20 protein-coding genes are annotated in these 17,723 nt (G+C 54.7%); 8 read left to right on the top strand and 12 right to left on the bottom strand.

Annotated features, from left to right (window positions below):
- The first annotated feature begins 164 nt into the window (after positions 1 to 164).
- Positions 165 to 722, top strand: coding sequence for a YtfJ family protein (locus EoCCA6_RS14425; RefSeq protein ID WP_152083228.1), 558 nt, complete (start codon positions 165 to 167; stop codon positions 720 to 722).
- Here EoCCA6_RS14425 and cysQ read toward each other — a convergent pair.
- The gene (gene cysQ / locus EoCCA6_RS14420; protein ID WP_152083227.1) at positions 716 to 1,456 is read right to left on the bottom strand and encodes a 3'(2'),5'-bisphosphate nucleotidase CysQ; all 741 of its coding nucleotides are present in this window, start codon (positions 1,454 to 1,456) and stop codon (positions 716 to 718) included. The genes EoCCA6_RS14425 and cysQ overlap by 7 nt on opposite strands.
- Before the next feature lie 190 nt (positions 1,457 to 1,646).
- Between cysQ and EoCCA6_RS14415 the strand changes: the two genes are divergently transcribed.
- Positions 1,647 to 3,590 carry a bifunctional 2',3'-cyclic-nucleotide 2'-phosphodiesterase/3'-nucleotidase gene (locus tag EoCCA6_RS14415; RefSeq protein ID WP_152083226.1) on the top strand — a complete coding sequence of 648 codons (1,944 nt, stop codon included), beginning with the start codon at positions 1,647 to 1,649 and terminating at the stop codon, positions 3,588 to 3,590.
- Between the two features lie 91 nt (positions 3,591 to 3,681).
- Here EoCCA6_RS14415 and EoCCA6_RS14410 read toward each other — a convergent pair whose 3' ends face one another.
- A complete protein-coding gene (locus EoCCA6_RS14410) occupies positions 3,682 to 4,068 on the bottom strand; it encodes a winged helix-turn-helix transcriptional regulator (protein ID WP_168927639.1) in 387 nt (128 codons plus the stop codon).
- 84 nt (positions 4,069 to 4,152) lie between these two features.
- Here EoCCA6_RS14410 and EoCCA6_RS14405 point away from each other — a divergent pair, with 84 nt between their 5' ends.
- The 3 genes from EoCCA6_RS14405 to EoCCA6_RS14395 all read left to right on the top strand — a co-directional run bounded on the left by EoCCA6_RS14405 (position 4,153) and on the right by EoCCA6_RS14395 (position 6,948).
- On the top strand, positions 4,153 to 5,001 hold the full coding sequence (locus EoCCA6_RS14405) for an SDR family oxidoreductase (RefSeq protein ID WP_152083225.1): 849 nt from the start codon (positions 4,153 to 4,155) through the stop codon (positions 4,999 to 5,001).
- Positions 5,002 to 5,082: 81 nt separating this feature from the next.
- Complete coding sequence (locus EoCCA6_RS14400; protein ID WP_152083224.1) at positions 5,083 to 5,907, top strand: AraC family transcriptional regulator; 825 nt, start codon at positions 5,083 to 5,085, stop codon at positions 5,905 to 5,907.
- A gap of 75 nt (positions 5,908 to 5,982) precedes the next feature.
- On the top strand, positions 5,983 to 6,948 hold the full coding sequence (locus EoCCA6_RS14395) for a DMT family transporter (RefSeq protein WP_152083223.1): 966 nt from the start codon (positions 5,983 to 5,985) through the stop codon (positions 6,946 to 6,948).
- A gap of 89 nt (positions 6,949 to 7,037) precedes the next feature.
- On the opposite strand, the gene EoCCA6_RS14390 is transcribed toward EoCCA6_RS14395, so the two are convergent.
- On the bottom strand, positions 7,038 to 8,687 hold the full coding sequence (locus EoCCA6_RS14390; protein WP_152083222.1) for a methyl-accepting chemotaxis protein: 1,650 nt from the start codon (positions 8,685 to 8,687) through the stop codon (positions 7,038 to 7,040).
- A 245-nt stretch (positions 8,688 to 8,932) separates the two neighbouring features.
- Here EoCCA6_RS14390 and ytfE point away from each other — a divergent pair, with 245 nt between their 5' ends.
- Complete coding sequence (gene ytfE / locus EoCCA6_RS14385; RefSeq protein WP_152083221.1) at positions 8,933 to 9,595, top strand: iron-sulfur cluster repair protein YtfE; 663 nt, start codon at positions 8,933 to 8,935, stop codon at positions 9,593 to 9,595.
- Between the two features lie 53 nt (positions 9,596 to 9,648).
- Here ytfE and cycA read toward each other — a convergent pair whose 3' ends face one another.
- Complete coding sequence (cycA, locus tag EoCCA6_RS14380) at positions 9,649 to 11,058, bottom strand: D-serine/D-alanine/glycine transporter (protein WP_152083220.1); 1,410 nt, start codon at positions 11,056 to 11,058, stop codon at positions 9,649 to 9,651.
- A 311-nt stretch (positions 11,059 to 11,369) separates the two neighbouring features.
- Entirely contained in the window at positions 11,370 to 11,990 is a 621-nt protein-coding gene (gene fklB / locus EoCCA6_RS14375; RefSeq protein ID WP_168927638.1) for a BamJ family beta-barrel-assembly machinery protein, read from the bottom strand.
- A 233-nt stretch (positions 11,991 to 12,223) separates the two neighbouring features.
- On the opposite strand from fklB, the gene EoCCA6_RS14370 reads away from it, so the two are divergent.
- Positions 12,224 to 12,859, top strand: coding sequence for an OapA family protein (locus tag EoCCA6_RS14370; RefSeq protein ID WP_152083218.1), 636 nt, complete (start codon positions 12,224 to 12,226; stop codon positions 12,857 to 12,859).
- Between the two features lie 46 nt (positions 12,860 to 12,905).
- On the opposite strand, the gene EoCCA6_RS14365 is transcribed toward EoCCA6_RS14370, so the two are convergent.
- From EoCCA6_RS14365 to rpsF, 5 genes are all read right to left on the bottom strand, one after another.
- On the bottom strand, positions 12,906 to 13,835 hold the full coding sequence (locus EoCCA6_RS14365) for a DMT family transporter (protein ID WP_152083217.1): 930 nt from the start codon (positions 13,833 to 13,835) through the stop codon (positions 12,906 to 12,908).
- Positions 13,836 to 13,987: 152 nt separating this feature from the next.
- On the bottom strand, positions 13,988 to 14,437 hold the full coding sequence (rplI, locus tag EoCCA6_RS14360) for a 50S ribosomal protein L9 (protein ID WP_006810372.1): 450 nt from the start codon (positions 14,435 to 14,437) through the stop codon (positions 13,988 to 13,990).
- Between the two features lie 41 nt (positions 14,438 to 14,478).
- Positions 14,479 to 14,706, bottom strand: a complete 228-nt coding sequence (gene rpsR / locus EoCCA6_RS14355) for a 30S ribosomal protein S18 (RefSeq protein WP_000135199.1) — start codon at positions 14,704 to 14,706, stop codon at positions 14,479 to 14,481.
- Between the two features lie 4 nt (positions 14,707 to 14,710).
- Positions 14,711 to 15,025, bottom strand: a complete 315-nt coding sequence (priB, locus tag EoCCA6_RS14350) for a primosomal replication protein N (protein ID WP_152083216.1) — start codon at positions 15,023 to 15,025, stop codon at positions 14,711 to 14,713.
- Between the two features lie 6 nt (positions 15,026 to 15,031).
- Positions 15,032 to 15,427 (bottom strand): 30S ribosomal protein S6, encoded by a 396-nt coding sequence (gene rpsF / locus EoCCA6_RS14345; RefSeq protein ID WP_152083215.1) that lies wholly within the window; start codon positions 15,425 to 15,427, stop codon positions 15,032 to 15,034.
- Positions 15,428 to 15,770: 343 nt separating this feature from the next.
- Between rpsF and yjfY the strand changes: the two genes are divergently transcribed.
- Positions 15,771 to 16,046: a DUF1471 family protein YjfY gene (gene yjfY / locus EoCCA6_RS14340; protein WP_152083214.1), complete on the top strand. Its 276-nt coding sequence runs from the start codon at positions 15,771 to 15,773 to the stop codon at positions 16,044 to 16,046.
- Between the two features lie 137 nt (positions 16,047 to 16,183).
- On the opposite strand, the gene EoCCA6_RS14335 is transcribed toward yjfY, so the two are convergent.
- Both EoCCA6_RS14335 and EoCCA6_RS14330 read right to left on the bottom strand, forming a co-directional pair.
- Positions 16,184 to 16,870, bottom strand: coding sequence for an L-ribulose-5-phosphate 4-epimerase (locus tag EoCCA6_RS14335; protein ID WP_152083213.1), 687 nt, complete (start codon positions 16,868 to 16,870; stop codon positions 16,184 to 16,186).
- Entirely contained in the window at positions 16,863 to 17,723 is an 861-nt protein-coding gene (locus EoCCA6_RS14330; RefSeq protein WP_152083212.1) for an L-ribulose-5-phosphate 3-epimerase, read from the bottom strand. The genes EoCCA6_RS14335 and EoCCA6_RS14330 overlap by 8 nt, the downstream gene beginning before the upstream one ends.

Here is a 17,723-nt window from a genome sequence, read left to right as displayed (position 1 = left end):
TTGCAAACCGTGACGGAGGGCAGTATAAGCCGTCGTTTTTTCATGGATATGTGCGTTCGCCCGCAAACTGGCATCGGGATTGCGGGAAAACCACATTGATCGCACTTATGATTAAAAGCGTAAGACCAAGTGGTCGGATCACCTGCATACAATAAGGAAACACCATGACCCTACGTAACATCCTTGCAGCAGCATGCCTGTTGCTGCCCCTGTGGGCTTGCGCTCACAACATTGAAAAAGGACAACGTGTACCGCCAGTCGGCATTGCTGACCGGGGAGAATTGATTCTCGACAATGATAAGTTTAGCTATAAACCCTGGAATAGCGCGCAGCTCGCAGGGAAAGTGAGAGTTGTACAACACATTGCCGGTCGTACATCCGCAAAAGAGAAAAATGCAACCCTGGTAGAAGCGATCAAGGCCGCAAAATTCCCACATGACCGCTACCAGACCACCACGATTGTTAACACCGACGATGCCATCCCAGGCTCCGGTATGTTTGTCCGTTCAAGCCTTGAGAGCAATAAGAAGCTCTACCCGTGGTCGCAATTTATTGTCGACAGTAACGGCGTGACGCGTAAAGCCTGGCAACTGGAAGAAGAGAGTTCGGCAATTATCGTGCTGGATAAAGATGGCCGGGTGCAGTGGGCAAAAGACGGGGCATTGACCCAGGAAGAGGTGCAGCAGGTGGTTGCTCTGCTGCACAAGCTGCTCAGTCAGTAGAGCGACACCCGGAAGCCAGGATTGAGGAATGATTCGCGCGGGGTATAGTCAAGCGGCTTCCCCTGCCAGTCATGCACATGCGCACCGGCGGCGGCGGCAACGGCGTGTCCTGCCGCCGTATCCCAGACGTTGGTTGGCCCAAAGCGCGGATAAAGCTGCGCCTGCCCCTCTGCCACCAGGCAAAACTTCAGCGATGAGCCAATTGACGTCGTCTGATGCTCGCCCAGTTGCTGCAGGTACTCCTGCAGTTCGCTGTCGCTGTGCGAGCGGCTGATAACCACCAGCGGTGGACGCGCATCACGCACCTGAATCTGCTTACGTACACCGCACTCTTCCTTCCAGGCTTTGCCTTCCGCAGCGCTGTACATCACTTTCATCACTGGCGCATAGACCACACCCAGTACCGCTTTCCCTTTTTCAATCAGGGCAATATTCACGGTAAATTCACCGTTACGCTTGATGAACTCTTTGGTGCCGTCCAGCGGATCGACCAGCCAGTAACGCTGCCAGTGCTGGCGTTCGTCCCAGCTTTGCGGGGCCTCTTCTGAGAGGACCGGAATATCAGGCGTCAGCGCCTGTAGCCCTTTCAGGATCACGCCGTGCGCCGCAATATCCGCCGCGGTGACCGGAGAGTCATCCGCTTTGCTGACAACGTCTATTGGTTTTGCACCGTCGTACACTTGCATAATGGCATCACCCGCATCCCGTGCGAGCTGACAAATCTTATCTAACATTCTCCACCTCTTCGTTAACGCAGTGGGCATAACTTATTGTTTTAGTTATATCGTAATGTGAACAATTCCGCTATCTGTGAAGCAATTCCGGTTTAAGCGTGCTTTTTTCTGGCAGGATTCACACTCCCGTAAGCAACAAAAAAGAGATACATATTCTTTTGTGGCCTGGATCGAAAAAAGGACTCCTCAGATGATTAAGTTTAGCGCAACGCTCCTGGCGACGCTGATTGCGGCAAGCGTTCAGGCGGCGACGGTAGATCTCCGTATTCTGGAAACCACCGACCTGCACAGTAACATGATGGACTTCGATTACTACAAAGATACCCCTACGGAAAAATTCGGACTGGTACGCACAGCAAGTTTACTTAACGCCGCCCGCAGCGAAGTGAAAAACAGCGTGCTGGTGGATAATGGCGACTTAATCCAGGGTAGCCCGCTCGGCGATTACATGGCCGCGAAGGGGCTGAAAAAAGGTGAGATCCACCCAGTGTATAAAGCGATGAATACGCTGGATTATACCGTCGGCAACCTGGGTAACCACGAGTTTAACTACGGCCTGAGATACCTTCACGATGCGCTGGCTGGCGCGAAATTCCCTTACGTTAACGCCAATATTATCGACGTTAAGACCAAAAAGCCGTTATTTACGCCGTACCTGATTAAAGAGACCGAGGTCGTCGATCAGGATGGTAAAACGCAGACGCTGAAGATTGGCTATATCGGTTTTGTGCCGCCGCAGATCATGACGTGGGATAAAGCCAACCTCAGCGGGAAAGTCACCGTTAACGACATCACCGAAACCGCACGAAAATATGTGCCGGAGATGCGTGCAAAAGGAGCGGATCTGGTTGTCGTTGTTGCCCATTCCGGCCTGTCGGCAGATCCTTATCAGGTCATGGCGGAGAACTCGGTTTATTATCTGAGTGAAGTTCCGGGGGTGGATGCGATTCTGTTTGGTCACGCCCACGCGGTCTTCCCAGGCAAAGATTTCGCCAGCATCAAAGGGGCGGATATCGAAAAAGGGACACTTAACGGCGTGCCGTCTGTGATGCCTGGCATGTGGGGCGACCATCTGGGTGTGGTGGATCTGGTGCTGAATAACGACGGCGGTAGCTGGAAGGTTACCCAGTCTAAAGCCGAAGCGCGTCCGATTTACGATGCCGCGGCCAAAAAATCGCTGGCAGAAGAAGATAAAAAGCTGGTCAACGTGCTGAAGCATGACCACGACGCCACCCGCGAATTCGTCAGCAAGCCGATCGGAAAATCAGCCGACAACATGTACAGCTTCCTGGCGCTGGTACAGGATGACCCGACCGTGCAGGTAGTCAACATGGCGCAGAAAGCCTATGCCGAGCATTTCATTCAGGGCGATCCGGATCTGGCAAAACTGCCGGTACTTTCTGCTGCTGCGCCGTTCAAAGTGGGTGGCCGAAAAAATGACCCGGCAAGCTACGTTGAAGTCGAAAAAGGCCAGTTGACCTTCCGTAATGCTGCCGATCTTTATCTCTATCCGAACACGCTGGTAGTCGTAAAAGCGACCGGCAAAGAGGTGAAAGAGTGGCTCGAGTGCTCCGCCGGACAGTTTAACCAGATAGATCCGAACAGCAGTAAGCCACAGTCGCTGATTAACTGGGACGGTTTCCGCACCTATAACTTCGACGTAATCGACGGCGTGGATTATCAGATTGATGTTACGCAGCCAGCGAAATATGACGGCGAGTGCCAGGCCGTTAATCCGCAGGCGGAGCGTATCAAAAACCTGACCTTCAACGGCAAGGCGATTGACCCGGATGCCACCTTCCTTGTAGTGACGAATAACTACCGCGCGTATGGCGGTAAGTTTGCCGGCACGGGTGATAGCCATATCGCCTTTGCGTCACCGGATGAGAACCGTTCGGTGCTGGCAGCGTGGATCAGCGCGGAGTCGAAAAAGGCGGGCGAAATTCACCCGGCGGTGGATAACAACTGGCGTCTGGCCCCGATCCACAGCAAAACGAAGCTGGATATCCGTTTTGAAACGTCACCGTCTGATAAGGCGGCTGCGTTTATTAAAGACAAGGCACAGTATCCAATGAGTAAAGTCGCGACCGACGATATCGGGTTCGCGATTTATCAGGTGGATTTGAGTAAGTAACGGTGGTTGTGCCGGGTGGCGCTGCGCTTACCCGGCCTACCCGAAATCCTCGAACCCGCAGGCCGGGTAAGGCGAAGCCGCCCCCCGGCGTTTAGGCCGCCCGCTCATCCCTATTCGCCAGCACCTGCGGCGTATTGACCTCTATCCAGTCCGCCAGCGCGGCCACTTTCTCGCTCACCGCCATACCGAGCGGCGTCAGGCTATACTCCACGTGCGGTGGCACGACCGGATACGAAACGCGATCGACAAAGCCATCTTGTTCCAGCGCCTGTAACGACTGAGCCAGCATCTTCTCGCTGACACCGCCCATCTTGCGGCGCAAATCGCTAAAACGATGCGTACCCTGACGTAACGCCACCAGGATCAGCACGCCCCAGCGGCTGGTGACATGCTTAAGCACGTCGCGTGAAGGGCATTGCTCCGCGAAAAGATTGCCATCGCGCAGTTGCTCGCTGAGGGTCGGTATCGTCGTTTTCATACTTACCTTTTTGTACGTACTTACTAAAAGTTAGTGATGGTGATAGTGTGCCACAACACCAGACAAACACGAAGGAGATTCATCATGATCGCGATTACCGGCGCTACCGGCCAGCTTGGTCAACACGTTATCGAAGAACTGCTGAAAACCGTTCCGGCCAACCAGATTGTCGCCATTGTGCGTAACCCGGCAAAAGCCGACGCATTGCACCAGAAAGGTATTGTCGTTCGTCAGGCGGATTATACCGACCAGGCGGCATTCGCCACCGCACTGAACGGCGTAAATAAGCTGCTGCTGATCTCTTCCAGCGAAGTGGGCCAGCGCGCCGTGCAGCATCAGAATGTGATTAACGCCGCCAGAGCGGCAGGCGTGAAATTCATCGCCTACACCAGCCTGCTGCATGCCGATAAATCCCCGCTCGGTCTGCACGTTGAGCACGTTGCCACCGAAAAAGCGCTGGCGGAATCTGGCATACCTTATGCCCTGTTGCGCAACGGCTGGTACACCGAAAACTACCTGGCAAGCGCACCGCCAGCCCTGGAGCACGGTGTGTTTATTGGCGCGGCGGGTGACGGCAAAATCGCTTCTGCCACCCGTGCGGATTACGCCGCGGCAGCAGCGAAAGTTATTGCTGAAGAGGGGCACGCAGGTAAGGTGTATGAACTGGCGGGCGATCATGCCTGGACGCTGAGCGAGCTGGCAGCAGAACTCAGTAAACAGAGCGGGAAGCCGGTAGCCTATCAGAACCTCAGCGAAGACGATTTTGCCGCCGCGCTGAAGGGCGTTGGCCTGCCTGCCGGGCTGGCGGATATGCTGGCAGATTCCGACGCGGGTGCGTCCAAAGGAGGCCTGTTCGATGACAGCCATACGCTCAGCAAATTGATTGGTCGCCCGACCACGCCGCTGGCGGAAAGCGTCAACGCCATCCTGTAATTGTTAAAAATTGGTTATTTCTTGTGGCATCCCCTCGGGTCATCTCTGATAATGGAGAGATGACCCACAAGGAGGCTCACCGTGCAAGGCGTACCGGAACAGTTCATTGATGAGAGAGACAGCGCACGCTTTCGCCATCTGGCGCAGTTGCCGGGCCTGGAACTCTATCACGCACATATCTCTGAATACGCCTTTGAGCCCCACACCCACGAAGCCTTCGGTATCGGCACTATTGAAACCGGTGCCGAACGCTTTCGCTATCGCGGAACACAGCACCTCGCCCCTGAAAAATCCGTCGTCACCATGAATCCGGACGAGATCCACACCGGTGAATCTGCGACCGAAGGCGGCTGGCGCTACCGGATGGTCTACATCGAACCCGACCTGCTGGAAGAGATGACCGGCCTGCGTCACTGGTGGTTCAGCGACGTCACTCGCTACGACCCGCAGCGTTCGCAGCAAATCGGCCGGCTGATTTACGGTCTGTGGCATACGGACGACCCGCTGGCGCAAAAAGGCTTACTGCTGGATCTCATTGAGACCTTCCAGCCGCTCGCCCGCCACGCGCCGGTGAAGCAAGAAGGCGCACATCGCTTTGAACGCGTGCGCGAGTATTTGCATGACAACTATATGCACCCTCTGACGCTGGACGAGCTGGCAAACGTCGTCTCGCTCAGCCCGTACCATTTCCAGCGCCAGTTCAAAGCCCATTTCCATGTGACGCCGCATCAGATGCTGATGGCGATCCGCCTGTGGCGCGCCAAAGCCTTCCTCACCCACGGTATGCCCGCCGCCGAAGTGGCTGCCGCCACCGGATTGACCGATCAGTCCCATCTCACCCGCGCATTCACGCACCGTTACGGCATTACGCCGGTACGTTACCAGAAACAGGTTACGCCGCGTTAATGCGCAATCTCATACAATACGCACACATTTTGCCCTCCTACACTGAATGCAGAGTAAATCAATGTGGATGGAAAAATGATTAGCGGTGTGTTGTATGCCCTGCTTGCAGGTTTGATGTGGGGGCTGATTTTTGTCGGCCCGTTGATAGTGCCGGAGTACCCGGCAATACTGCAGTCCACCGGACGTTACCTGGCGCTGGGGCTGATTGCCCTGCCGCTGGCGTGGCTGGGGTGCACGCGCCTGCGTCAGCTTAGCCGCCAGGACTGGGTAACCGCGCTGGCGTTGACCATGATGGGCAACCTTATCTATTACGTCTGCCTCGCGAGTGCCATTCAGCGCACGGGCGCGCCGGTGTCGACCATGATTATCGGTACACTGCCGGTGGTGATCCCTGTCTTCGCGAACCTGCTTTACAGCCACCGTGACGGCAAGCTGGCGTGGTCAAAAATGGCTCCTGCACTGGTGTGCATCGCCGTAGGGCTGGTGTGTGTGAACATTGCCGAGCTGCGCCACGGGCTGGATGATTTCAGCTTATGGCGTTACGGTTCCGGCATCTTGCTGGCGTTTATTTCCGTGGTGTGCTGGGCATGGTATGCCCTGCGCAACGCGCGCTGGCTGCGGGAGAACCCGGATAAACATCCGATGATGTGGGCGACGGCGCAGGCGCTGGTGACGCTGCCGGTTTCTCTTGTGGGTTACGCAGGAGCAACTATCTGGTTAGGCCAGCAGCAACCGGAGTTCGCGTTACCCTTTGGGCCGCGCCCGTGGGTGTTTGTTGGTTTGATGGTGGCCATTGCGGTGCTGTGCTCGTGGGTGGGCGCGCTGTGCTGGAATATTGCCAGCCAGAAACTGCCGACGGTGATCCTGGGGCCGTTGATTGTCTTTGAGACGCTGGCCGGGCTGCTTTATACCTTCCTGATGCGCCAGAGCGTGCCGCCGCTGTTAACGGCCTGTGGGATCTTTCTTCTGGTGGTTGGTGTGGTGATTGCGGTGAGAGCGAAGCCGGAAAAACCGAGGGTCGTTCCGGCGTCGGAGGTGTGAGCTTTTTGCCGGGTGGCGGCTGCGCCTTACCCGGCCTACAAGTAGCCGTTTCGTAGGCCGGGTAAGCGCCAGCGCCACCCGGCATGATATTAAAACGTTTCCCAGTTCCCTTCTGACGCCGCCGCTACGGGCTGCGCTTTTGGCACATAGGTTTTCACCGGTGCCGCTTTGACCGCCTGATTACGCGTTATTTTGAACACCGCCACCGCTTCGTTCAGGCGTGCAGCCTGATCTTCCAGCGCTGCCGCTGCCGCCGCAGATTCCTCCACCAGCGAGGCGTTCTGCTGGGTCACGCGATCCATCTCTGCCACCGCCTGGCCTACCTGATCAATACCGCGGCTCTGCTCGTCAGAGGCAGATGCAATTTCGCCCATAATATCGGTCACGCGCGTGACCGCATTGACGATTTCCGCCATCGTCTCACCTGCTTCGTTCACAAGCTGAGAACCCGCGCTGACGCGCTCGCCGGAATCATCGATCAGCGCTTTGATCTCTTTCGCCGCCTGAGCACTACGCTGGGCCAGGGTACGCACTTCACCCGCCACCACCGCAAAGCCGCGACCTTGTTCACCTGCACGCGCCGCTTCCACCGCCGCGTTCAGCGCCAGGATGTTGGTCTGGAAGGCAATACCGTCGATCACGTTAGTAATTTGCGCGATTTTACTGGAACTGGTGGCGATTTCGTCCATGGTGCGCACCACGCCTTCCACCACGTTACCGCCCTTCTTCGCCGTTGAGGAGGCGTCAAGCGCCAGACGTGAAGCCTGACGCGCATTATCGGCATTTTGCTTCACGGTTGCAGTCAGCTGTTCCATGCTGGCTGCGGTCTCTTCCAGAGAGGCGGCCTGCTGTTCGGTGCGGGAAGAGAGATCGTTGCTGCCCGCAGAAATCTCGCCTGCACCGGTGTAAATGGTATCGGCACCTTCACGTACCACGCCCACCGTATTCGCCAGCGAGGTTTGCATCTCCTGAACGTTGCGCGCCAGGATCGCCATTTCATTATTTCCCTCTGCCTGAATCGGCTGGGTTAAATCGCCTGCCGCAATGGCGCGGATATGGCTGATAACATCCTGCAGAGGCAGCAGCAGCACGCGGCGCATCGCGATCCAGCTGGAGATAATCACCGCAACCACCAGAAGCATCACCGCCGAAAGGACCCACAGGATGCGCTTATAGTCGCTTTCATTATCCTGAATGCCTTTATTCGTGAGCGCGGCCTGTGCTTCGCGCCATTCGCGATAGACCTTTTGCATCGCCGTCTGTTTCTGTTCGGCGTTCTGTTTGAACATATCCTCCAGGTTGCCCTGGCTCAGCAGAACGTTCATTTGCGTCAGCGTTGCAGAGTAAAGGCGGTATTGTTCTTCTAACTGGTCCGACAGCTTCTCATCCAGACCCGGCGTTTCCGGCAGCGCATAGTATTTATCGTAATGAACCTGTGCGTCTGCCAGCAGGTTTTTCGCGGTGTTGACCAGCTCATTCAGTTGTCCGCCGTTAATCTGAGAGGCCATGCTGCTTTGCAGGCGCAACATGCCACGGTTCAGGGTCACGCGTGCCTGGTTCAGGCTGATCCAGGCGTCGGTAAACTCCGCCACGTTTTGGCTGGAAACCTGAGAAACGGTGAAGTTATCTTTGTCGTTATTGAGTGCATTAATGAATATGCCTGCGGAAATCATTTGCATGACGCCGAGCACAAGCAGCACTGAGACCAGGAGAGTAATGACTTTTATACGTTTAAACATGCGTTGCCTTTTTTATATGCAGGTGTTGTCTGACGTGTCTCTATCGGCAGGCACGGCGGGTTGTTTACTGTTTCTCCACCTTTAAAAACTTTCTAAAGTCCTTTCCTGAATTTATTCAGTACGTTAATACCGCCCATTTTTTGTGATCAACGTCGTATTTTCACCCTTGCCACTAAAGGGTTATAGCCTTCACATAAAGATGCATTTAAAATGCATCTTATATTTTTGATGATGAGGTAACTGCTATGGCCTTCCGCGACCAACCCCTCGGCGAGCTGGCGCTCTCCATCCCTCGCGCTTCTGCGTTGTTCCGTAAATACGATATGGATTACTGCTGTGGCGGCAAACAAACCCTGGCGCGCGCTGCCTCGCGCAAGGAGCTGGATGTCGAAGTGATCGAAGCAGAGCTGGCACAGCTGGCCGAGCAGCCCATTGAGAAGGACTGGCGCACCGCGCCGCTTGCAGAAATCATCGACCATATCATTGTGCGTTACCACGATCGCCACCGTGAACAACTGCCGGAGCTGATCCTGCAGGCAACCAAAGTTGAGCGTGTTCACGCCGACAAACCTTCCGTACCGCGCGGTCTGGCGAAATACCTGACCATGCTGCATGAAGAGCTTTCCAGCCACATGATGAAAGAAGAGCAGATCCTCTTCCCGATGATCAAACAGGGAATGGGCAGCCAGGCGATGGGCCCGATTAGCGTGATGGAAAGCGAGCATGACGATGCAGGTGAACTGCTGGAAGTGATCAAACACACCACCAACAATGTCACACCGCCGCCAGAAGCGTGCACCACATGGAAAGCCATGTACAACGGCATTAACGAGATGATCGACGACCTGATGGAACACATCAGTCTTGAGAATAACGTACTGTTCCCGCGTGCATTAGCCGGGGAATAAAAAAAAGCCCGGTGGCGCTAACGCTTACCGGGCCTACATTTCTTTCAAACGTATTAACGCATTCCCGCCATACGTTTCTTACCGATAAACAGCCAGCCCAGCCCCAGCGCGATGAACCACAGCGGCGTGACGATCAGCGCCTGACGGGTGTCATCTTCCAGCGTCAGCAGCACCAGCACGAACACGAAGAACGCCATGCACACCCAGCACATCAGCTTGCCCAGCGGCATCTTGTAGATCGATTTTTCATGCAGGTGTGGGCGCTGTTTGCGATATACCAGGTATGAACACAGAATGATGGTCCAGACGAACATGAACAGGATCGCAGAGACCGTGGTGATCATGGTGAACGCACCGATCACGCTTGGGTTGACGTAGAGCATCACCACACCGCCCAGCAGACAGATGCAGGAGAAGGTCAGCCCTTTCGCCGGTACCGCGCGTTTAGAGAGTTTCGCAAACGCACTCGGGGCAACGCCTTCCTGCGCCAGACCAAACAGCATACGGCTGGTGGAGAACACGCCGCTGTTCGCGGAAGAGGCCGCAGAAGTTAACACCACGAAGTTAATCAGGCTCGCGGCAGCAGGCAGCCCCACCAGCACGAACAGCTCAACGAACGGGCTCTTGCTTGGCACCACCGAGCTCCACGGCGTCACGGACATGATGATGATCAGCGCGAACACGTAAAACATGATGATGCGCACCGGAATAGAGTTGATGGCGCGCGGCAGGGATTTCTCCGGATCTTTGGTTTCCGCCGCCGTGGTGCCGACCAGCTCAATACCCACAAACGCAAATACCGCAATCTGGAAACCGGCAAAGAAGCCGCTGATGCCTTTCGGGAACCAGCCGCCGTCATTCCACAGATGGGCAAACGACGCCTGCACGCCGGTTGGCGACTGGAAGTGCGTCAGCACCATTACCAGCCCGACGACAATCAGCGCGATGATGGCGACGATTTTGATCATCGCGAACCAGAACTCCATCTCACCGAACATTTTAACGGTGGCGAGGTTCAGGCTCAGCAGCAGAATAATCACCGCCAGCGAGGCCACCCAGTCCGATAGGCCGGGGAACCAGAACTGCGCATAGGCCGTGATGGCGACAACATCGGCCATTCCGGTAACCACCCAGCAGAACCAGTAGGTCCAGCCGGTGAAATAACCCGCCCAGGGGCCGAGCAGGTCGGAAGCAAAGTCACTGAAGGATTTGTATTCGAGATTCGAGAGCAGCAATTCACCCATTGCGCGCATCACGAAAAAGAGCATAAAACCGATGATCATATAAACGAAGATGATTGACGGCCCGGCAAGACTGATGGTTTTGCCTGACCCCATAAACAGCCCGGTACCGATGGCACCCCCAATGGCAATAAGCTGAATGTGACGGTTTGTGAGATTGCGCCGTAGCGACTGTTCAGACGACGCCTCTTCTGCGGCGGCGACTTTGACCTGATCTACCATGTTTTATTTTCCTGTTTATGCCTGTCTGTGTTGTTAAGGCTCTTCTGGCCTTTAAATACGTCAATGAATGACGGTCCCTTGTACGGGCTAATCGATATTAGGTAAGAATCGGCGGGATGAATACTATGATTTGGATATTATGTTAACAATATGTTGAAAGTGAGTGTCATATCACTCATACAGCGCGAAACAGCTCACAAAAATACACGCAACAGTTTCGTTTGCAAGATAAAATGTTGATTCTGTCGTAACTATAGGTTTTATCACTATTTTCCTCTCCCCGGACGGAGAGAGGAAATAAGAAAAGCCGATTACAGAATTTCCAGCAGTTCGACTTCAAACACCAGGGTGCTGAATGGCGGGATGGACGCGCCAGCGCCGCGCTCGCCGTAAGCCAGGTTCTGTGGGATAGTCAGTTCCCATTTAGAGCCTACCGGCATCAGGGTCAGCGCTTCGATCCAACCAGCGATAACGCCATTTACCGGGAATTCAGCCGGTTCGCCGCGTGCCACGGAGCTGTCGAACACCGTACCGTCGATCAGTTTACCGGTGTAGTGCACGCGAACGTGGTCGGTACGCGCCGGGATAGCGCCGTCGCCCTGGTTGATCACGCGGAACTGCAGGCCAGACTCGGTGCTGTTTACGCCTTCACGCTCACGGTTCTCTTCCAGATATTTCACGCCTTCTGCCGCCATCTCTTCGAAGCGCGCGCGACGCACAGCGTCAGCACGTTCGTGAATTTCACGCAGCGCACGGTGAACAACGTCAACCGGAACGGCCGGATGATTGCCTGCCAGCGCGTCAGCGATACCCGCCACCAGCGCTTCCGGTAACAGACCTTCCAGGCCGGATTCGCTCAGCTGCTGTCCTACCTGCAAGCCGATGCCGTAGCTTGCCTGCGCTTCGATAGTGTCAAAAGTCGGGGTGGTCATGGGTTTTCCTTCCATCACATTTAAAGTAGCGGGCAGCATATCAGCCATGCCCTTATGGGTAAAACTTTGTCTTAAGTAAAGGTGACAAACCGCGACGAAACAGAAACAATAGGGCCAGTCAGGATTTTCCCAAATTTATGTCACGAAAGCTGGTTTTGTTACGCCCGTCAGGCAGTTAGCAAACTACACTTCTCAGGACAGGATAAAAAAAGACGCGGAGCAGGAGGAGAGCCATGCCCGGCCGATTTGAACTGAAACCTACCCTGGCGAAAATCTGGCATGCGCCGGATAATTTTCGCATTATGGACCCGCTGCCTCCCCTGCACCGCAGAGGCATCATTATTGGCGCACTGCTGGTGATCGTTGGCTTCCTGCTTCCTTCAGGCGGCGATGATGTCGACACGATGCCAGCCACTCGCGATGCGCAGCTGGATATCCAGTCGCAAACACGGCCGCAGCCAGATTCACAGCCAATGCAGACTCAGCTGGTCACCCCTTCCGGCGATCCGGGCCAGGTCGCCCCCGTTGAACCTGAACCCGTTCAGGAAGAACAACCGCAGGAACAGGCCCCTGCGCCACAAGCTCAGCAACCCACGGGGATTGAACAACAATGGCGCTCTTACCGCGTCGAGCCGGGTAAAACCCTCGCGCAACTGTTCCGCGACCACAATCTCCCCGCGACGGATGTCTATGCTATGGCGCAGGTTGAAGGCGCAGGAAAACCGCTCAGTAATTTGCAGAACGGTCAGATGGTGCAGATCAGGCAGAACGCCAGCGGCGTGGTGACCGGGCTAACAATCGATACCGGAAACGGGCAGCAGGTACTGTTTACCCGCCAGCCGGACGGCAGTTTTATCAGAGCACGTTAATTGCGTAGGCCGGGTAAGGCGAAGCCGCCACCCGGCACTTCTGTTCTCAGGCACTCCGCTTATTCACCCACCAGATACCCGAGCAGACCAGCACCAGCGCAATCGCGTATTTGATATCCAGAATATTTTCGCCAAGGAAAATGGCGGAAAGCACCGTCCCCGCCACGGGCACAACGAAGTTGAACGGGGCTATCATGCTGACGCGGTTCACCTTAAGCAGCACGCTCCATAGCGCAAACGCCACGGATGACAGCAACGTCAGATAGCCCAGCACCGCGACCGCGGTAATGCTGTGCACCTCCAGCGTTCCGCCAGTTACGTACCCGCCAACAACCAGCACAAGCCCGCCGATAGCCAGCTGCCAGCCGGTCATCACCATTGGGTCGACCGTCTGCGAGATGCGTTTCCCATAAAGCGTGGCGGCTGAGAGAATGAAGGCCGCCAGCACCACGAATCCATCACCGTTCCAGACGAAGTGGAACTCGCTCAAGCCGCTGTGGAAATTCACCAGCATCACCCCGGCAAACCCCAGAATACAGCCGAGCGTTTTGTTATAGCTGAGCTTGTCGTTGTGGTAGATAAAGTGCGCCAGCAGCACGCTGAAGAACGTGCCAGTGGCATTCATGATCGAACCGTTAACGCCGGTCGTATAGGCCAGCCCGATATAAAAGAAAGTGTACTGAATGGCCGTCTGGGTCAGACCCAGGATGGTGAGTTGTCCGAATTGTGTGGCCGTCAGCCTGGCGATAGGCTTACGCTGCGCCAGTGCAAAAAGCAGCAGTAACATACCGGCAAACAGGAATCGATATCCGGCAAATACCACTTTCGACGGGATATCATCGGTCGCAATCTGGAAGAGTTCATAGCCGCTTTTAATGGCCGGGTAGGAGCTACCCCAAAGCAGACAGCAGAGCGTGGCGCAGGCATAGGCCACATTTCGACGGGCAAAGACAGGCGTGGGCAGAGCGGTATCCATGGCAAATCTCAAAGATAAAATTGCGTTTCAATTTATTATCAAAGAATGCGCCAGGAATAGCTACCATACAAGCCCAAACGACCATTTCTGGTAGCCTGAAAAAGCAAAACGCCGGCACAAGGCCGGCGCTTCGACGTGAGCAGAGTAAAAAATTACTCAGCTACTACGTTAACAACCAGTTTAGCGAACACTTCGCTGTGAACCTGGAAGTCAACTTCGTGCTCACCAGTGGTACGCAGAACGCCGTTCGGCATACGAACTTCGCTCTTAGCCACTTTAACGCCTGCTGCAGTAACTGCATCAGCGATATCGCGGGTACCGATGGAACCGAACAGTTTACCTTCGTCGCCAGCTTTAGACGCGATGGTAACGGTGCCCAGTGCGTTGATTGCTTCAGCGCGAGCATTAGCAGCCGCCAGAACGTCAGCCAGTTTAGCTTCCAGTTCAGCACGACGTGCTTCGAAAAACTCTACGTTTTTCTTGGTAGCCGGAACAGCTTTACCCTGTGGGACCAGGAAGTTACGAGCGTAGCCCGCTTTAACGTTTACCTGATCACCCAGGCTGCCCAGGTTTGCTACTTTATCAAGCAGAATAACTTGCATTACCTTATCCTCTTAAAGTCGTATTAATGGACCGTGCCCGATTACTGATGACGATCAGTGTACGGCAGCAGAGACAGGTAGCGAGCGCGTTTGATAGCGCGAGCCAGCTGACGCTGATATTTTGCACGAGTACCGGTGATACGGCTTGGGACAATCTTACCGCTTTCGGTGATGTAGTTTTTCAGCGTTGCGATATCTTTATAGTCGATCTCTTGAACGCCTTCCGCGGTGAAACGGCAGAACTTGCGACGACGGAAATAACGTGCCATATGGCTAGTCTCCAGAATCTATCAAATCAATCTGCTCGGCATGCAGAACCATTTTGCTCAGGCCATTCTTTGCTTTGTGGCAAGAGATGAACCCCTGAACCATGACTGCACTACCGACCGTTATACTGTGAGTAATGGCCTGGTTTTCGTGTCCGCTAATAATCACGGGCATTTGGCACCACGCCTGCCGGTGAAACCCGGCTTCCTCTTGCACAGAACGATGCTCAAGCACGAACTGGCAATGCGGAATTCCTGATGGACTGACCTTTCGAAGGGGAGCCCTGCATACAATGCCGGACAACGCCAGACGGTTGGTCATCAGAAATTACTCTTCAGAATCCCCAGCATCAGAATCATCTGCGGTTTCGTTTGCGAAATCATCGCGACGCTCACGGCGCTCGTCTTTCGCTTTAACCATCGGAGATGCTTCGGTAACTGCGTTTTTGGTACGCATAACCATGCTGCGGATAACGGCATCGTTGAAGCGGAAGGTAGTTTCCAGCTCATCGATCACTTCCTGCGGCGCTTCAACGTTCATCAGAACGTAGTGTGCTTTGTGCAGTTTGTTGATCGGGTAAGCCAGCTGACGGCGGCCCCAGTCTTCCAGACGGTGGATCTTGCCTTCTGCACCAGTGATGGCAGCAGAGTAACGCTCGATCATGCCCGGAACCTGTTCGCTCTGGTCAGGATGGACCATAAAAACGATTTCGTAATGACGCATCGAATTGCTCCTTACGGATTATTCAGCCTCCTGTCTGGGTCAGCCGCGGCCCATGGAGGCAAGGAACGTGTTAAAGGGCGGCTGAAAAATTGACGCGTCATAATACTTGCGTGCCCCTGGAAACTCAAGCTGATCGCACAAATAATTCGCACAAAGCGCAAAGCTGGTCTAAGTGGGTGATTTAAAATTAATCACATCGAGAAGCGTTGTTTTTTTGAACAACAGCATCAGAAATGGTCAGCAATCCCCGCCAGAGAACCGATTACACTTTAATCAAAGCCCATCCGAAACCAAAAGGAGAGCATTCAACCGTCAGACAGCACGCAGTCGTGGAGCGCATATCATGAAAAAAATCGCAATTGCCATTATGGCTGCACTTTTGCTCAGCGCAAACGCAATGGCAGCCATTAAGATAGATGGCCGACAGGCCAGAAATATGGATGATGTGCAGAGCTTAGGCGTAATCTATATCAATCATAATTTCGCCACTGAAAGTGAAGCAGATCAGGCGCTTAATGAAGAGACCGAGGCTCAGGGTGCAAAATATTATCACGTGATGTTAACGCGTGAACCCGGCAGCAACGGCAATATGCATGCAAGCGCAGATATTTACCGATAACGCTTTAACGCTAGCACCAGGAAAGCCAACGAAAAATATAGCCATAGTTTGACTTGCCCCCTGTCCGGGGGCTTTTTTTTGAAAATGGCCCTGAAATACCACCGGTTACAACTGTTTCGGTATTCCAGAGCACTTATTCACTTCTGCCCGTAATAGGCATTTGGCCCATGCTTACGCATGAAATGCTTGTTCATCAGGTAATCATCAATATCCTGAAGATGCGGATTAATGTCGCGAGCAATCCACGCCATTTTCGCCACCTCCTCCATGACCACCGCGTTATGCACAGCATCGTGAGCATCTTTTCCCCATGCAAACGGACCGTGTTGATACACCACAATACCCGGTGTATGCAGCGGCTCACTCTCGCCCAGGGTTTCAATAATCACGTTGCCGGTATTGAGTTCATACTCGCCTTCAACTTCAGCCTGCGTTAACGCCCGCGTGCAGGGAATATTGCCGAAGAAGTAGTCCGCATGCGTGGTCCCGAGCGCCGGAATGGCCAGCCCGGCCTGCGCCCAGGCCGTGGCATGTGTCGAGTGTGTATGAACAACACCGCCGAGTGAAGGATAACGCCGATAGAGCGCCAGGTGAGTCGCGGTATCCGAAGAAGGACGCCACTTCCCTTCGACGACGTTGCCATCGAGATCCACCACCACCATATCGTCAGCTTTCATAGTGTCATAGGCCACACCACTTGGCTTAATCACGATCAGCCCCTGCTCGCGATCGATAGCACTCACGTTGCCCCAGGTGAAGGTCACCAGGCCATAGCGCGGCAGATCCATATTGGCCTCAAAGACCTGCTGTTTGAGCTTACGCATGTTCAGCCTCCAGTAAGCCTGCCCGTGCCATACGCTCGCGCACCCAGTCGCGTGCTTTTGCCACTTCCGCAGCCGGGTCGTCCGACGTTTCGCTCCACATCTCAATCAGATAAGGCCCGCAATAGCCGGTCTGTTTGAGGGTCTCGAAGCACCGTTCGAAATCCACCACCCCGGTGCCGAACGGAACATTCTTGAATACGCCAGGACGGGTATCTTTGACGTGTACCGCCACGATATGCCCCATGCCCGCCTGCAGTTCCATCTGTACGTCATTATCCCACGCCGACAAATTGCCGATATCCGGATAAAGCTGGAACCACGGATTATTCAGGTAGTGAGCATACCCCAGCGCCTTGCTGATGGAGTTCATCAACGGGTAATCCATGATCTCCATCGCCAGCGTCACCTGCGCACGGCTTGCCATTTCGACGCTCTCTTTCAGGCCGTCACGAAAACGGCGTCGCGTTTCGTCGTTAGCTTCCTGATAGTAGACGTCGTAACCCGCAAGCTGGATCACACGGATACCGACATCCTGCGCAAAACGAATGGCTTTACGCATGATTTCCAGCCCCTCGGCGCGCACGGCATCATCTTCACTCCCGAGAGGGAAACGACGATGGGCGCTCAGGCACATGGACGGCACGCGCACGCCGGTTTCAGCGATGGCATTGACCAGCGCCAGACGCTGTTCGCGGCTCCAGTCGAGGCGGGAGAGGCGTTCGTCTGTCTCATCCACTGACATTTCGACAAAATCGAAACCCAGCTCTTTTGCCAGTTGCAACCGCTCCAGCCAGCACTCCCCCGCAGGGAGTGCCTTTTCATAGATGCCAAGCGGGACCTGTTTAGACAACAT

Origin of the sequence: Enterobacter oligotrophicus, from assembly GCF_009176645.1 — a bacterium.
GTDB lineage: Bacteria > Pseudomonadota > Gammaproteobacteria > Enterobacterales > Enterobacteriaceae > Enterobacter > Enterobacter oligotrophicus.
The sequence above is the reverse complement of the archived record's forward strand: the minus strand, read 5'-3'. Positions and strand labels throughout refer to the sequence as shown.

Coding starts and splice junctions, on each gene's coding strand:
- rpsR (WP_000135199.1), bottom strand. CDS start 14,706: ATGGCACGTTATTTCCGTCGTCGCAAGTTCTGCCGTTTCACCGCGGAA.
- EoCCA6_RS14395 (WP_152083223.1), top strand. CDS start 5,983: ATGATTAGCGGTGTGTTGTATGCCCTGCTTGCAGGTTTGATGTGGGGG.
- EoCCA6_RS14410 (WP_168927639.1), bottom strand. CDS start 4,068: ATGAAAACGACGATACCGACCCTCAGCGAGCAACTGCGCGATGGCAAT.
- ytfE (WP_152083221.1), top strand. CDS start 8,933: ATGGCCTTCCGCGACCAACCCCTCGGCGAGCTGGCGCTCTCCATCCCT.
- rpsF (WP_152083215.1), bottom strand. CDS start 15,427: ATGCGTCATTACGAAATCGTTTTTATGGTCCATCCTGACCAGAGCGAA.
- EoCCA6_RS14425 (WP_152083228.1), top strand. CDS start 165: ATGACCCTACGTAACATCCTTGCAGCAGCATGCCTGTTGCTGCCCCTG.
- yjfY (WP_152083214.1), top strand. CDS start 15,771: ATGAAAAAAATCGCAATTGCCATTATGGCTGCACTTTTGCTCAGCGCA.
- cycA (WP_152083220.1), bottom strand. CDS start 11,058: ATGGTAGATCAGGTCAAAGTCGCCGCCGCAGAAGAGGCGTCGTCTGAA.
- rplI (WP_006810372.1), bottom strand. CDS start 14,437: ATGCAAGTTATTCTGCTTGATAAAGTAGCAAACCTGGGCAGCCTGGGT.
- fklB (WP_168927638.1), bottom strand. CDS start 11,990: ATGACCACCCCGACTTTTGACACTATCGAAGCGCAGGCAAGCTACGGC.
- EoCCA6_RS14390 (WP_152083222.1), bottom strand. CDS start 8,687: ATGTTTAAACGTATAAAAGTCATTACTCTCCTGGTCTCAGTGCTGCTT.
- EoCCA6_RS14370 (WP_152083218.1), top strand. CDS start 12,224: ATGCCCGGCCGATTTGAACTGAAACCTACCCTGGCGAAAATCTGGCAT.
- priB (WP_152083216.1), bottom strand. CDS start 15,025: ATGACCAACCGTCTGGCGTTGTCCGGCATTGTATGCAGGGCTCCCCTT.
- EoCCA6_RS14335 (WP_152083213.1), bottom strand. CDS start 16,870: ATGCGTAAGCTCAAACAGCAGGTCTTTGAGGCCAATATGGATCTGCCG.
- cysQ (WP_152083227.1), bottom strand. CDS start 1,456: ATGTTAGATAAGATTTGTCAGCTCGCACGGGATGCGGGTGATGCCATT.
- EoCCA6_RS14415 (WP_152083226.1), top strand. CDS start 1,647: ATGATTAAGTTTAGCGCAACGCTCCTGGCGACGCTGATTGCGGCAAGC.
- EoCCA6_RS14365 (WP_152083217.1), bottom strand. CDS start 13,835: ATGGATACCGCTCTGCCCACGCCTGTCTTTGCCCGTCGAAATGTGGCC.
- EoCCA6_RS14330 (WP_152083212.1), bottom strand. CDS start 17,723: ATGTTGTCTAAACAGGTCCCGCTTGGCATCTATGAAAAGGCACTCCCT.
- EoCCA6_RS14405 (WP_152083225.1), top strand. CDS start 4,153: ATGATCGCGATTACCGGCGCTACCGGCCAGCTTGGTCAACACGTTATC.